At 72.8% G+C, this 14719-nt stretch carries 12 protein-coding genes; 9 read left to right on the top strand and 3 right to left on the bottom strand.

The annotated features are described in order from the left end of the window. Window positions 1-127: 127 nt before the first annotated feature. From ABT118_RS26810 to ABT118_RS26790, 5 genes are all read left to right on the top strand, one after another. On the top strand, window positions 128-1324 hold the full coding sequence (locus ABT118_RS26810) for an ABC transporter ATP-binding protein (protein ID WP_350674098.1): 1197 nt from the start codon (window positions 128-130) through the stop codon (window positions 1322-1324). Window positions 1325-1326: 2 nt separating this feature from the next. Beyond that, on the top strand, window positions 1327-2130 hold the full coding sequence (locus ABT118_RS26805; RefSeq protein ID WP_350674095.1) for a hypothetical protein: 804 nt from the start codon (window positions 1327-1329) through the stop codon (window positions 2128-2130). Window positions 2131-2280: 150 nt separating this feature from the next. Continuing rightward, the gene (locus tag ABT118_RS26800; RefSeq protein WP_350674092.1) at window positions 2281-3204 is read left to right on the top strand and encodes a FadR/GntR family transcriptional regulator; all 924 of its coding nucleotides are present in this window, start codon (window positions 2281-2283) and stop codon (window positions 3202-3204) included. Window positions 3205-3639: 435 nt separating this feature from the next. Next, entirely contained in the window at window positions 3640-5244 is a 1605-nt protein-coding gene (locus tag ABT118_RS26795) for an RNA polymerase sigma factor (RefSeq protein ID WP_350674088.1), read from the top strand. A 162-nt stretch (window positions 5245-5406) separates the two neighbouring features. After that, window positions 5407-6303 carry a S1 family peptidase gene (locus ABT118_RS26790; protein ID WP_350674084.1) on the top strand — a complete coding sequence of 299 codons (897 nt, stop codon included), beginning with the start codon at window positions 5407-5409 and terminating at the stop codon, window positions 6301-6303. Window positions 6304-6435: 132 nt separating this feature from the next. On the opposite strand, the gene ABT118_RS26785 is transcribed toward ABT118_RS26790, so the two are convergent. Further along, on the bottom strand, window positions 6436-6666 hold the full coding sequence (locus ABT118_RS26785; protein WP_350674081.1) for a DUF7455 domain-containing protein: 231 nt from the start codon (window positions 6664-6666) through the stop codon (window positions 6436-6438). A 505-nt stretch (window positions 6667-7171) separates the two neighbouring features. Between ABT118_RS26785 and ABT118_RS26780 the strand changes: the two genes are divergently transcribed. The 4 genes from ABT118_RS26780 (at window position 7172) to ABT118_RS26765 (ending at window position 12357) form a co-directional block, all read left to right on the top strand. Further along, window positions 7172-9283 carry a DNA gyrase/topoisomerase IV subunit B gene (locus ABT118_RS26780; protein WP_350674078.1) on the top strand — a complete coding sequence of 704 codons (2112 nt, stop codon included), beginning with the start codon at window positions 7172-7174 and terminating at the stop codon, window positions 9281-9283. Window positions 9284-9296: 13 nt separating this feature from the next. Continuing rightward, a complete protein-coding gene (locus ABT118_RS26775; RefSeq protein ID WP_350674075.1) occupies window positions 9297-10256 on the top strand; it encodes a BadF/BadG/BcrA/BcrD ATPase family protein in 960 nt (319 codons plus the stop codon). Window positions 10257-10408: 152 nt separating this feature from the next. After that, window positions 10409-10759 (top strand): DUF485 domain-containing protein, encoded by a 351-nt coding sequence (locus ABT118_RS26770; RefSeq protein WP_502884675.1) that lies wholly within the window; start codon window positions 10409-10411, stop codon window positions 10757-10759. Then, complete coding sequence (locus ABT118_RS26765; RefSeq protein ID WP_350674068.1) at window positions 10756-12357, top strand: monocarboxylic acid transporter; 1602 nt, start codon at window positions 10756-10758, stop codon at window positions 12355-12357. Before ABT118_RS26770 ends, ABT118_RS26765 begins: the two co-directional genes overlap by 4 nt. Here ABT118_RS26765 and ABT118_RS26760 read toward each other — a convergent pair. Both ABT118_RS26760 and ABT118_RS26755 read right to left on the bottom strand, forming a co-directional pair. Further along, window positions 12335-13063, bottom strand: coding sequence for a response regulator (locus tag ABT118_RS26760; RefSeq protein ID WP_350674066.1), 729 nt, complete (start codon window positions 13061-13063; stop codon window positions 12335-12337). The genes ABT118_RS26765 and ABT118_RS26760 overlap by 23 nt on opposite strands. Beyond that, window positions 13060-14637 (bottom strand): sensor histidine kinase, encoded by a 1578-nt coding sequence (locus ABT118_RS26755; protein ID WP_350674060.1) that lies wholly within the window; start codon window positions 14635-14637, stop codon window positions 13060-13062. Before ABT118_RS26755 ends, ABT118_RS26760 begins: the two co-directional genes overlap by 4 nt. Window positions 14638-14719 lie beyond the last annotated feature (82 nt).

Here is a 14719-nt window from a genome sequence, read left to right as displayed (position 1 = left end):
CTGGACGGCCACGCCGTCCAGCTGCGTCCGTAATGCCCGATTTCTCGCCCGGCTCGCCCTACTGTGCAGGCTCGGGGCCAGCGGTGCTCCGTGGCCCCGGTCGGCCGAGACATGGGAGCAGGCAGCGATGATCCAGATCACCGGACTGACCAAGGTCCACCGCCGGGGCCGTGCCCCGGCCCTGCTCGACCTCACCTTCGACGCCCGCCCCGGCGTGGTGACCGCCCTGCTGGGCGCGGAGGGAGCGGGCAAGACCACCGCCCTGCGGCTGATGGTCGAACTGGAGCGCGGCCACGGGATCACCCTGTTCGACGGCAGGACGTACCGCAGCCTCCGCCGCCCGGAGCGGGAGGTCGGCGTCGTGCTCCCGGGCAGCGGCGACGCCGTGCTCGGCGGCGGCCACCCGGGCCTGCGGGCCCGCACCCACCTGCGGATGCTGGCGGGCGCGGTCGGCGTCCCGGCCGCCCGGGCCGAGGACCTGCTGGAGCAGACCAGGCTGGCCGGCGTCGCCGGGCACCGGCTGCGCTCCTTCTCGCCCGGCATGCACCGCCGACTGGCCCTCGCCGTCGCGCTGCTCGGCTCGCCCGGGACTCTGCTGCTGGACGCCCCGACCGAGGGGCTCTCGCCGCGCAACGTGGAGTGGTTCCACTCCTTCCTGCGCTCCTTCACCGTCTCGGGCGGCACCGTCCTGGTGACCACCCGCACTCCCCAGGAGGCCTCGGCGCTGGCCGACCGGGTGGTCACCCTGGACCGGGGCAGGCTGCTGGCCGACCAGCCGGTGGCCGAGTTCCGCCGCACCAGGCTGCACCCCGAGGTCTCGGTCCGCGGTCCGCAGATGGCCCGGCTCGCCGACCTGCTGACCGAGCAGGGCCACCAGGTCCGCCGGGACGGCGGCGCGGGCATCGCGGTCAGCGGCCTCGGCCGCACCGAGATCGGTGAACTCGCCTACCGCCACGGCATCCTGCTGCACGAGCTGGCCGACCGGGTGGTCGAGCAGCCCGTCCCGTACCCGTCGCTGCCGGCCGCCTCCGGGCGCTCGGGGCACGTCCGGCTCGGGACCCCGGACGGCGGGGGCGGCCGGCTTCCGCAGCCGGCCGAACCCGGGTCCGCTGCTCCCGCCGAGCGCCCGGAGGAGCAGACCGCCACCCTGGTCGCCCAGTTCAGCGCAGCTCCCGAACGCCCGCTGCGCGCCGCCACCCTGAGCGGCCCCCAGCTGTTCCGCGACGAGTTCTCCGGGGCGGGTCCGGCCTCCGGCCCGACCCCCGGCCCCAACGCCCATGCCACCCCCCGGCCGACGGCCGGGCCCGACCACCGGAGCGAGTGACCGTGCGCGTACTGGCATACGAGGTCCGGCGGTTGCGCGGCCTCCGGTCCACCTGGCTGATCCTCGCCACCGTGCTGCTGGCCGATGCCGCCGTCGTGGCCGTACTGGCCCGGCAGTTGCCCGCCGGACAGCTCGCCCCGGTCGCCGCCGTCCGCTGCCTCACGGCGGTCGTCCCGCTGCTGCCGCTGCCGATCGCGGCCCTCGGCGCGGGCGCCCTCGGCGCCCTCTCGTACGGTCACGAGGTCCGCTACCCGGGCCTGCCGGCCGGGCGGGTCACCTACCGCCGCAGGCTCGGGCTGATCGCCGCCAAGCTCGCCGTGACCGGCGTGCTCGCCCTGCTGCTGGCGGCCGCCACCGTGCTGCTGGACGCCGCGGTGCTCCGGCTGGCACCCGCTCCCGGGGCCCGGGTCGCCGAGCTGTTCGATCCGGCCTCGGCCGGATCCGCCGAGCTGGTCCGCCCGTTGCTCTTCTTCCTCGGCCTGACCGCACTGGCGGGCTGGGCCGGTCTGCTGATCACCTCGGTGGTGCGCAGCGCGGCGGCCGGCCTGCTGATCCTGTGCGCCGTCCCGGCCCTGCTCGAACCGGCGCTCTCGCTGCTGCTCCGGCAGAGCGGCCGGGTCTGGCCGGTCCAGCTCCGCGAGCTGCTCCCGTTCCAGTACGGGCTGGACCTGGTGCGCGGCGCCGATCCCCAGCAGCTGGCCGCCGCACCGGCGTTGGACGGCACCCTGCTCGTGGCCGTGCTGGCCCCGGCCGCGCTGTTGCTGGTGGCGGGCCTGCTGGTCCAGCTCCGCCGCCGGGCACTCTGACCCGTCGCGGGCCGGCCGGGACCGGAGCCGACCGCCGTTCCCCGCAGGCTCGATGACGACTCGTCACCAGGAGCGATGGCACGAGGGCGAATTAGGAGCTTCTGCCTGATAAGAAGTCAATTATCCGGTGACGGGCGATCACCCTTTCGTGTGCTTTTCACGAGAATTCTCAAGCCGGGCCCGCCGATCGCCGACAAAGGACCTGTGAGTACCCTTGCGCACCCCACCATGAACACGGCTCGCCCGTCCGACGCAGTCGGCCCCGCCGAGCTGGACCGCTTCTCCTACGCCGAACGGCCCACCCCGCCCGCCCCCCGCTGGGAGGGCGCCGAGTCCGACCTGCGGGTCGGCCGGAAGACCACCAGCAGCCGGGGCCGTGGCCTGCACGGCCAGCTGGTCCAGCAGCTCGGCCAGATGATCGTCTCCGGCGACCTGGGCGCCGACCGCCCGCTGGTGCCGGAGGAGATCGGCCAGCGGTTCGAGGTCTCCCGCACCGTCGTCCGCGAGTCCCTCCGGGTCCTGGAGGCCAAGGGCCTGGTCAGCGCCCGGCCGAACGTCGGCACCCGGGTCCGCCCGGTCAGCGACTGGAACCTGCTCGACCCCGACATCATCGAGTGGCGCGCCTTCGGGCCGCAGCGCGACGAGCAGCGCCGCGAGCTGTTCGAGCTGCGCTGGGCGATCGAGCCGCTGGCCGCCCGGCTCGCGGCCGGCCACGGCCGGGAGGACGTCCAGCAGCGGCTGACCGAGCTGGCCGAGGTGATGGGCCACGCCGCCGCCCAGGGCGACCTGGTCAGCTACGGCCGGGCCGACCTCGAACTGCACGCCCTGATCCTGCAGATGGCGGGGAACCGGATGCTGGAGCACCTCTCCAGCATCGTCGGCTGCTCGCTCCAGGTCTCCGGCGGCCCGGCCACCGCCTGCGAGCGCCCGTCCGACTCGGCGGTCAGCCTGCACGTCCGCCTGGTCGACGCGCTCGGCACCGGCGACGGCACCGCCGCCGACGCCGCGGTCCGCGCCCTGCTGACCGTGCACCCCGAGATCGAGCACTCCGTCCCGGCCCCGCGCGAGCACTGACCGGAGGGGTCCGACCAGGTCGAACACCCCCGGGGCGGTCGAACGGAACCTCGACCCGGGGCCCGAAAGGCAACGATCCGAGTACGGATACGCGTCGGTACCCAATGGCCCTTCAGCCGTCTTCACCTGCGGCTGAAGGGCCATGGCCGTTCTTCGGCCGTGATCGGGGCGGTCCGGGGCCTGCCGATGTGACCGGCGCCACCAAGGGCATGCGTAACACTTGAGGGGCAGCGGCGATGTGTACGGAGCGGAAGCAACTCCGGAATACCAGCACCGTGTCAGAATGCTGTGTTGGTCTGCGGCGCCGCTGCCGTCCTGCACACCCCAGTCCCCAAGCCCGAGCCGGTCGGAACCGGGCCCGCGCCGATCGCGCGCGGCCGCTCCTGTCGGCTCGGCTGCCGGTACTGGTGTCGAGTTAACTCATCGTCCGAGAGGTTGTTCGTGTCGGCCAGCACATCCCGTTCGCTCCCCCCCGAGATCGCCGAGTCCGCGGCTCTGCTGGCGCTCATCGAGCGGGGCAAGGCCCAGGGGCAGATCGCCGGTGACGACGTGCGTCAGGCTTTCGAGGCGGACCAGATCCCGGTCACCAAGTGGAAGAACGTCATGCGCAGCCTCAATCAGGTTCTGATTGAGGAGGGTGTGGACCTCATGGTCAGCGCGGCGGAGCCCACCGCCGCCAAGCGCAAGAGCGTCGCGGCCAAGAGCACCACCAAGCGCACGGCGGCCAAGGCGGTCACCACCCGTCCGTCCGCCCCGACCAAGCCGCCGGTGCGGATCGCCCCTTCGGCGAACCCGGTCGCGGCCCCGGTCGTGGCCGAGGTCCGGGTGGTGGAGAGCCTGGAGACCGACGCCGTGACCGGCGAGGTCAAGGTCGTCACCGCCAAGAAGGCCGCCGCTCCCGCCAAGAAGGCGGTGGCCAAGAAGGCCGCCGCCCCGGCGAAGAAGACGGCTGCCAAGAAGACCACCGCCAAGAAGGACGGCGACGAGCCGGGCGCCGAGGAAGAGCTCGACGACGTCGCGCTGCCCGGTGACAAGGCCGACGGCGAGGAGCCCGAGGAGGAGTCGAAGGGCTTCGTGCTCTCCGACGACGACGAGGACGACGCCCCGGCCCAGCAGGTCGCCGTCGCCGGTGCCACCGCCGACCCGGTCAAGGACTACCTGAAGCAGATCGGCAAGGTCCCGCTGCTCAACGCCGAGCAGGAGGTCGAGCTCGCCAAGCGGATCGAGGCCGGCCTGTTCGCCGAGGACAAGCTGTCCGCGGCCGACAAGCTCGCCCCGAAGCTCAAGCGCGAGCTGGAGATCATCGCCGAGGACGGCCGCCGGGCCAAGAACCACCTGCTGGAGGCCAACCTCCGCCTGGTGGTCTCGCTGGCCAAGCGCTACACCGGCCGCGGCATGCTCTTCCTGGACCTGATCCAGGAGGGCAACCTCGGTCTGATCCGCGCGGTCGAGAAGTTCGACTACACCAAGGGCTACAAGTTCTCGACCTACGCCACCTGGTGGATCCGGCAGGCGATCACCCGCGCCATGGCCGACCAGGCCCGCACCATCCGCATCCCGGTGCACATGGTCGAGGTCATCAACAAGCTGGCCCGGGTCCAGCGCCAGATGCTCCAGGACCTGGGCCGCGAGCCCACCCCGGAGGAGCTGGCCAAGGAACTCGACATGACCCCCGAGAAGGTCATCGAGGTCCAGAAGTACGGCCGCGAGCCGATCTCCCTGCACACCCCCCTCGGCGAGGACGGCGACAGCGAGTTCGGCGACCTGATCGAGGACTCCGAGGCGGTCGTCCCGGCCGACGCGGTCTCCTTCACCCTGCTCCAGGAGCAGCTGCACTCCGTCCTCGACACGCTCAGCGAGCGTGAGGCCGGCGTGGTCTCGATGCGCTTCGGCCTGACGGACGGTCAGCCGAAGACGCTGGACGAGATCGGCAAGGTCTACGGCGTGACCCGCGAGCGGATCCGCCAGATCGAGTCCAAGACCATGTCGAAGCTGCGCCACCCGTCGCGTTCGCAGGTCCTGCGCGACTACCTGGACTAGGAAAGACCAGTCCCGAAGGGCTCGGAGCCGCACCGGCTCCGGGCCCTTCGGCGTACCCGGGGTCAGGGAACCCGTCAGCCGACGCCGCGTCAGATCGCTCGTCCGGGTGCTGTCGGCGCGCGCAGCAGCACGGTGCGTGATCATTCGACTACGCTGTGCCGGTTGCTGCCGCCGACCCACCTGGAGACTCCGGTGCCGCCCATGCTGGACGCCCGCCCGACCCCGCCGTCGACCCGGCTCCACCGCCGGGGGCTCGCCCTGGCGCTGCTCGCCACCCTGCCGGCCTCGCTGTTCGCGCTCGGTGCGGCCACACCGGCCCAGGCGCAGCGCAGGATCGTCGGCGGCCAGGGCGCCAGCACCCAGGACCTGCCCTGGATGGTCGCGTTGGCGAGCCGGCAGCAGTACGGCAACGCCCGCTCCGGCCAGTTCTGCGGCGCCGCGCTGATCTCGCCGACCAAGGTGGTCACCGCCGCGCACTGCTTCTTCGACGAGTCCAGTGGCAAGCAGGTCAAGCGCCCCGGCCTGCGGGCCGTGATCGGCCGGGACGACCTGGCCGGCAAGGCCGGACACGAGGTCGACGTGCGCGGGATCTGGGTGCACCCGCAGTACGACTTCTCGCGGAACCTGAACGACGTGGCGGTGCTCACCCTCGCCGAGTCGCAGGGCGACCGTCCGGTGATCGAGCTGCTGAACCAGGGCGAGACCGAGCCGTACGCGCCCGGCACCCGGGCCACGGTGTACGGCTGGGGCGACACCAAGGGTGACGGAAGTTACTCCCGCACCCTGCGCAAGGTGGAGGTGCCGGTGGTCTCGGACGAGGTCTGTCACAAGGCGTACTCGCACGGTGCCGACGGCGCCTACGACGAGCACGTGATGGTGTGCGCCGGCGAGGCGAAGGGCGGCAAGGACGCCTGCCAGGGCGACAGTGGCGGCCCGCTGGTGGTCGCGGGGAGGCTGGCCGGGCTGGTCTCCTGGGGCACCGGCTGCGCGGATTCCAGGTACCCCGGGGTGTACACCAGGGTGGCGGCGGTCTCCGATGAGGTACGCTCCGTGCTCTGACGAGCACGCTCCGACATACCGTCAGGTGAGACGGCATCGGAGAGACGACGGAGCCGGACGGACTGCCCTGCTGGGGGCAGCCGCCCGGCTCCGCCGGTCAGCTCTGCGCGCTCGCCTGTGCGAGCGGCGAACTCAGCGTTCGTCCTCCGAGGCGTTGGTGCTCGGCTCCGTGAGGCGGCCGCTCTCGTCGTGTATCTCGACCGAGATCTTCTTGAGCTCGGGCTCGAACTTCCGCCCGTGGTGGGCGCAGAAGAGCAGCTCTCCGCCGCTCGCGAGTACGACGCGCAGGTAGGCCTGGGCGCCGCAGCGGTCGCAGCGGTCGGCCGCGGTGAGCGGGCTCGCAGGGGTCAGAACAGTAGTCACGTCGCCTCTTCTCTAGCTCGACGAGCTGTCGTACCAGGGTCAACATCCAACCAGGCCGAAAACGTTCCCGCTCGTGGCTTTTCTTCTCTGAGGATTCTGCTGTGTTGTTGCTGAGGACGTGCCCAAGGCGCCGGCGGTTCATGCCTACCGAATCCCAGGACTCGCCATTCGGCTCGAACTCCCGATCGGTCGGGGGTCGAGGTCCGCGTAGCATAATCCTCTGCTGGGTTGGAGCATAAGCCCCGTCCCCGACACCGGTAGCCTGCATATCGCCTGCTCCACCGGCTGCCCCGCAGTCGACGGTCCGCCAGGACCCGTGGTGGCGGGAGGAGATGGCGTTCCGGTGCCGCCGGATCCGGCGAAAGTCTTGTTCGCGCAGCGCGTACAAGCTGCGCAGGCCGCCCCGGATGTGTCTCAGGCATTGGGAACACTGTGGGGGTTCGGCCGGGGAAGCACCGGGCCGGAAGTCAGACGAGTCAGAACGTCATTGAGGAGTGCACACCGAGTGAGCGCCGATCCGAACGCGTCGTCCGCCCTGCTGGCCGGGGACGACGGCTCCAACTACACCGCTCGGCACCTGCTCGTCCTGGAGGGGCTGGAGGCGGTCCGCAAGCGCCCCGGCATGTACATCGGCTCCACCGACAGCCGCGGGCTGATGCACTGCGTCTGGGAGATCATCGACAACGCGGTGGACGAGGCGCTCGGCGGCCACTGCGACAAGATCGAGGTGGTGCTGCACGAGGACGGCTCGGTCGAGGTCAGGGACAACGGCCGCGGCATCCCGGTCGACGTGGAGCCCAAGACGGGGCTCTCCGGCGTCGAGGTCGTGATGACCAAGCTGCACGCGGGCGGCAAGTTCGGCGGCGGCTCGTACGCCGCCTCCGGCGGTCTGCACGGCGTCGGCGCCTCGGTCGTCAACGCGCTCTCCGCCCGGCTGGACGTCGAGGTGGACCGCACCGGCCACGTCCACGCGATCAGCTTCCGGCGCGGCACCCCCGGCATCTTCACCGAGCTCAGCCCGGACGCGCCGTTCGAGGCGGGCAGCGGGATGACCAAGAAGGGCAAGGCCCCCCGCGGGAAGACCGGTACCCGGATCCGCTACTGGGCCGACCGGCAGATCTTCCTCAAGGAGGCGAAGCTCTCGCTGGAGACGCTGCACGCCCGGGCCCGGCAGACCGCGTTCCTGGTCCCCGGCCTCACCATCGTGGTGCGTGACGAGCGGCTGACGGAGAGCGACAAGGTTCAGCAGGACACCTTCCGCTTCGACGGCGGGATCAGCGAGTTCTGCGAGTTCCTGGCCCCCGACAAGCCGGTCTGCGACGTGCTGCGGCTGCACGGCGAGGGCAGCTTCAAGGAGACCGTCCCGGTCCTGGACGAGCTCGGCCACATGACCCCGACCGAGGTCACCCGTGAGCTCGGGGTGGACATCGCGCTGCGCTGGGGCGCCGGTTACGACACCACCCTGCGCTCCTTCGTGAACATCATCGCCACCCCCAAGGGCGGCACCCACGTCACCGGCTTCGAGCGCTCGCTCGCCAAGACGGTCAACGAGGCGCTGCGGGCGGGCAAGCTGCTCCGGGTCGCCGAGGACGACATCACCAAGGACGACGCGACCGAGGGCCTCACCGCCGTGGTCACCGTCCGGCTGGCCGAGCCGCAGTTCGAGGGCCAGACCAAGGAGGTGCTCGGCACCTCGGCCGCCAACCGGATCGTCGCGGCGGTGGTGGCCAAGGAGTTGAAGGCCTTCCTCACCTCGGTCAAGAAGGACGAGAAGATCCAGGCCCGGGCGGTGCTGGAGAAGGTGGTCGCGGCCGCCCGCACCCGGGTGGCGGCCCGTCAGCACAAGGAGGCGCAGCGCCGGAAGACCGCGCTGGAGACCTCCTCGCTGCCGGCCAAGCTGGCCGACTGCCGCAGCGACGACGTCGAGCGCAGCGAACTCTTCATCGTGGAGGGCGACTCGGCGCTCGGCACCGCCAAGCTGGCCCGCAACTCGGAGTTCCAGGCGCTGCTGCCGATCCGCGGCAAGATCCTGAACGTGCAGAAGGCGTCCGTCGCCGACATGCTCAAGAACGCCGAGTGCGCCTCGATCATCCAGGTGATAGGAGCGGGCTCGGGGCGGACCTTCGACATCGATCAGGCCCGCTACGGCCGGGTCATCTTCATGGCCGACGCCGACGTCGACGGCTCGCACATCCGCTGCCTGCTGCTGACGCTGTTCCAGCGCTACATGCGGCCGATGGTCGAGCAGGGCCGGGTGTTCGCGGCCGTCCCGCCGCTGCACCGGACCGAGCTGACCAGCCCCAAGCGGGGCCAGGAGAAGTACCACTACACCTACTCCGACGGCGAACTGCGGTCCACCCTGCTGGAGTTCCAGCGCAAGGGGATGCGCTGGAAGGAGCCGGTGCAGCGGTACAAGGGCCTCGGTGAGATGGACGCGGACCAGTTGGCCGAGACCACCATGGACCCGCGCCACCGCACCCTGCGCCGGATCAACCTGGGCGACCTGGAGCAGGCCGAGAAGGTCTTCGACCTGCTGATGGGCAACGACGTGGCGCCGCGCAAGGAGTTCATCGTCGACTCGGCGGCCACCATGGACCGTTCGCGGATCGACGCCTGAGCGGCGGGTCGTGGTGACCGGTCGTCCGTGGGTGATCGGGGTCGATGTCGGGGGCGGTGGCGTGCGGGTGGCCGCCGCCCCCGGGCACGACCGGGCGGTGGCCGGGGTCGAGCTGGCGGTGCCGACCCGGCTGGGCGGGCAGGGGGTCGACGCGGGGGCGCTGCTGGAGGTGCTGCTGCCCGCGCTGACCGGCCTGCTGGCGCGGGTCGGGGCGGAGCGGGCGCCGAGCCTGGCCATCGGGGCGACCGGGATGGCGCTGCTGGGGCGGGAGTTGGCCGAGCGGCTGCCGGGCCCGCTGGCCGCGGCGGTCGGGGCCGAGCGGCTGACCCTGGCGAGCGACGCGGTGACGGCGTACGCGGGCGCGGTCGGCGCCAGGCCGGGCGTGGTGGTGGCGGGCGGCACCGGGCTGGTGGCGCTGGCCACCGACCTGGGCAGCGGTTGGCACCGGGCGGACGGCTGGGGGCAGTTGCTCGGCGACTGCGGCAGCGGCGCCTGGATCGGCCGGGCCGGCCTGGCCGCCGCGCTGCGGGCGGTGGACGGCCGCAGCGGGGGCTCGGCGGAGCTGCTGGCCCGGGCCGAGCTCCGGTTCGGGCCGGCGGCGGAGCTGCCCGCCGCGCTGCAGCCCCGACCCGACCGGGCGGCGCTGCTCGCCTCCTTCGTCCCGGACGTCGGCGCCGCCGCCGAGCAGGGCGACCCGGTGGCCCGGTCGATCCTGGAACGGGCGGCCGGGGAGATCGCCGACTCCGCGCTGGCGGCCGGTCGGGCGGCGGGGCTGACCGACCCCTGGCCGGTGCTCACCGGCGGGCTGTTCCGGCTGCCGCTGCTGCACCGCGCGGTGCAGGACCGGCTGCCGGGCACCCGCCCGGCCGAGGGCCCGCCGCTGCTGGGCGCGCTCCGGCTGGCCGTGGCCGCGCTGGACGGGGTCCGGCCCTGGCCGGTCGTGCCGCCGTTGCTGGACGTCCGCGTGCTCTGATTGACGGATCGTCATCCCGTCGGTTCGCTCACCTGATTGAGTGAACGTATCTGCAAAGCCGCCCCGAACGCCCGCGCGCCGGTTCCATGCTGGAACGGTCCAGGCAGACCGGAGGCACGCCCTCCGGTGCCGAAGCCGACCGTGGAGCAGCCGTGGCCCAACAGGAGATCGCACCGCAGCAGAGTGTCGGCCGGGCCGAGGTGTACCGGTCGGTGCAGGAGAGCGACGCGTTCCAGGAGATCCGGCGCGGCTACCGGGGGTTCGTCTTCCCGGCCACCGCGGGCTTCCTCGGCTGGTACCTGCTCTACCTGGTGGCCCAGACCGCCGCCCCCGGCCTGATGCGCCACCAGGTGGCCGGGCCGGTGAACGTGGCCTGGGTGCTCGGCCTGCTGCAGTTCTCCTCCACCTTCCTGCTCACCTGGCTCTACGCCAGGAACGCGCGCACCACCCGGGACGCCGCCGCGCTGGAGCTGCGCTGGGACACCCAGGACCAGCTGCGGTGAACAGTTCCCAACACGGCCTGGCCGTGGCCCTGTTCGCCGTCATCGTGCTGGTCACCCTGGGCATCACGCTGTGGGCCGGCCGCCGGGGCCAGGCCGCCGAGGAGTTCTACACCGGCGGCCGGGAGTTCAGCCCGCTGCAGAACGGCTTCGCGCTCTCCGGCGACTACCTCTCGGCCGCCTCCTTCCTCGGCGTCACCGGCCTGATCGCGCTCTACGGCTACGACGGCGTGCTGTACAGCATCGGCTTCCTGGTCGCCTGGCTGGCGGTGCTGATGCTGGTCGCCGAGCTGGTCCGGAACGCCGGGCGGTACACCCTGGCCGACGTGCTGGCGCTGCGGATGCGCCAGCGGCCGGTCCGGGCGGCGGTCGGCAGCGCCAGCGTGGTGGTCACCCTGCTCTACCTGGTCGCGCAGATGGTCGGCGCGGGCAGTCTGGTGGCGCTGCTGCTCGGCACCGGCAACGGCTCGGCCAAGACCTGGGCCATCGTCGGGGTCGGTGCCCTGATGATCGTCTACGTCACGGTGGGCGGGATGAAGGCCACCACCTGGATCCAGATCATCAAGGCCGTGCTGCTGGTGGCGGGCTCGCTGCTGCTCACCGCACTGGTGCTGATCCGCTTCCACGGCGACCTGGCCGAGCTGATGCGGGCCGCCGCCCGGGGCAGCGGCGCGGGGGAGGCCTTCCTCCAGCCCGGGCTCAAGTACGGGACGGGGGCGGCCAGTCGGCTGGACTTCTTCTCGCTCGGGCTGGCCCTGGTGCTCGGCACCGCCGGGCTGCCGCACATCCTGTCCCGGTTCTACACCGTGCCCACCGCCCGGGCCGCCCGCCGCTCCACCATGTGGGCGATCGGGCTGATCGGCGGCTTCTACCTGATGGCCATCGTGCTCGGCCTGGGCGCCGCCGCCCTGGTCGGCAGCGCCGCCGTCCGGGCCGCCAACCCGGCCGGGAACACGGCCGTCCCGCTGCTGGCCCAGGTGCTCGGCGGCGGCGCGGCCTCCACCGGCGGGGTGCTGCTGTTCGCGCTGATCTCGGCGATCGCCTTCGCCACCATCCTGGCCGTGGTGGCCGGGCTGACCCTGGCCTCCTCGGCCGCCTTCGCGCACGACCTGTTCGCCCGCGCCTGGCGCCGGGAGAACGAGCGTCAGGTGACGGAGCGCCAGGAGGTGGTGGTGGCCCGGATCGCGGCCGTGGTGATCGGGGCGCTGGCGATCGTGCTCAGCCTCTTCGCTCAGCGGCTGAACGTCGCCTTCCTGGTCGGCCTGGCCTTCGCGGTGGCGGCCTCGGCCAATCTGCCGACCCTGCTCTACTCGCTGTTCTGGCGTCGCTTCACCACCCGTGGCGCGGTCTGGTCGGTGTACGGGGGCCTCGTCCCGGCCGTGCTGCTGGTGCTGTTCTCCCCGGTGGTCTCCGGCTCGCCGACCGCCGTGTTCCCCGCGCTGGACTTCCACTGGTTCCCGCTGGAGAACCCGGGGCTGGTCTCCATCCCGCTCGGCTTCCTGGCCGGCTGGCTCGGCACCGTCACCTCCCGGGAGCCGGCCGACCCGGACAAGTACGCCGAGCTGGAGGTCCGGGCCCTCACCGGGGCGGGGGCGGCGTAGCCCGACCGGCAACCGGCGGGTCGGCCCTGGGCAGCACGTACCGGTGCTCGGGGCGGCCGGTGTCGCCGTAGCGCAGGCTCAGCCGCAGGCGGCTGCCGCGCTCCAGCTGCTTGAGGTAGCGCTGCGCGGTGGAGCGGCTCAGCCCGGTCCGGTCGGCCACCTCCTGGGCGGAGAGCGGCCGGCCCGCCTGCCTGAGCACGCCGAGCACCAGGTCGGTGGTGGGGGCGGAGTGGCCCTTGGGCAGGGCGGTCGCGGGGGAGGCGGCGCTGCGCAGGGCGGCGTACATCCGGTCCACCTCGTCCTGGCAGGCCTCCCGGGCCGCCGGGCCGGCCAGCACGTGCCGCAGGTCCGCGTAGCCGACCAGCTTCTCCCGCAGCCCGGCGAAGCTGAACGGCTTCACCAGGTACTGCAGGGCGCCGTGCTGCATCGCGGCGTGCACGGTGGAGACGTCCCGGGCGGCCGTCACCATCATCACGTCGGAGCCGATCCCGGCCTCCCGCATCCGGCGGACCAGGGCCAGCCCGGTCTCGTCCGGCAGGTGGTGGTCGAGCAGGACCAGGTCGACCGGGGTGCGCTCCAGCGCGGCCAGTGCCTCGCCCGCGCTGTGCGCCTTCCCGGTCACCCGGAAGCCGGGCACCTTGGCCACATAGGCGGCGTGCACCTCGGCCACCCGGAAGTCGTCGTCTACCACGAGCACGTCGATCATGCGGTCACCACGGCGTGCAGGGCCTCGGGCAGTTCGACGCCGAAACGCGCGCCGCCGAGCGGTCCCTGATCGACCGCCACCCGACCGCCGGAGCGCTCCACCAGCCGTCGGACCAGCGCCAGGCCCAGGCCGCGCGGGCGGTGCGCGGGCGCCGCCTTGTCGGTCCAGCCCTCCTCGAAGATCCGCTCCCGCAGCTCGGGCGGGACACCGGGGCCGCTGTCCGCGACCTCGATCAGCAGCGCGTCGCCGCGGGCCCGCAGGGCGACCGTGACCACCCCGCCGGAGAGCACGTCCAGGGCGTTGTCGACCAGGTTGCCGAGCACGGTGACCAGCGCGCGCGGGTCCACCGCCGCGTCCGGCAGATGGCTGTCGGGGGTGATCTCCAGCCGGCTGCCGCGCTCGGCCGCGACCGCCGCCTTGCCCGCCAACAGGGCGGCCACGTGCGGGTCCTGGACCTGCTCGGCGATCCGGGCGGCGACCGCGGCGTGCGAGCCCGACTGCTCGGAGATGAACTCGGCCGCCTGCTCGTGCCGCCCGAGCTCCAGCAGGCCGAGCAGGGTGTGCATCCGGTTGGCGTGCTCGTGGTCCTGCGCCCTGAGCGCCTCGGTCAGGCTCCTGGTGGTGTCCAACTCACGCACCAGTGCCTCCAGTTCGGTCCGGTCCCGGAGGGTTACCACGGCGCCGTCGTGCTCGGTGGCCATCCGGTTCACCACCAGCACCCGGTCGTCCCGGACGGCGGGCAGGTCGGTGCCCGCGATCCGGCCGGTCAGCACCTCGGCCAGCCGGCCCGGCGGCAGCAGTTCGTCGATCGCCCGCCCGGTGCAGTCCGCCGGCAGCGCCAGCAGCCGGACCGCCTCGTCGTTGGCGAGGCGGACCCGGCCCCGCCGGTCGAGCGCGACCATGCCCTCCCGGATGCCGTGCAGCATCGCCTCCCGCTCGACCAGCAGCGCCGCGATGTCCGCGACCGCGATGTTGTGCGTCCGCCGCTTGAGCCGCCGGGCCAGTACCAGCGTCGCCAGCAGCCCGGCCGCCAGGCCCGCGCCCGCGCAGAGCAGGATGCCGGTCACCATGCTGAGCAGCCGGCGCCGGATCGAGTCGTCGCTGATCCCGACCGAGACCTCGCCGACGATCCGGCCGTCCGCCAGCCGCAACGGCACCTTGCCGCGTGCCGTCCGGCCGAGGGTGCCCTGCTGGATCGCGGTCACGCTCTCCCCGCGCAGCGCGGGCTCCGGGTCGGTGCTCACCCGGAAGCCGATCCGCGCGGGGTCGGGGTGCGAGAGCCGGGTGCCCTCCAGATCGGTGACCACCACGAAGCTCGCACCGGTGGCCAGTCTGATCTGCTCGGCGTTGCGCTGGGCGGCCACCGCGTCCCGGTTCGCCGCGGCCCGGGCGATCACCTCGTCCGCGGCGGTGGACTGGGCGATCGACAGGGCGCGCTGCTTGGCGTCGTGGTCCAGCTCCCGGCTCACCGGGGCCAGGAACAGGCCGGCCGTCACGGCGGTGACGCCGACCGTGACCACGGTCTGGCTCAGCAGCAGTTGGGCGAAGACCCGGCGGGGCCAGTGCGGACGCATCGTCGCGGGTCTCCTCTCGAGGATGTGCGGGGACGTAAGGGGTGGGTTCGGGCGGGATCGGGTGGGATCGACACCATATGTT

The sequence above is a fragment of the Kitasatospora sp. NPDC002040 genome (assembly GCF_040296785.1).
GTDB lineage: Bacteria > Actinomycetota > Actinomycetes > Streptomycetales > Streptomycetaceae > Kitasatospora.
This window is presented reverse-complemented; position numbering and strand designations above follow the sequence as displayed.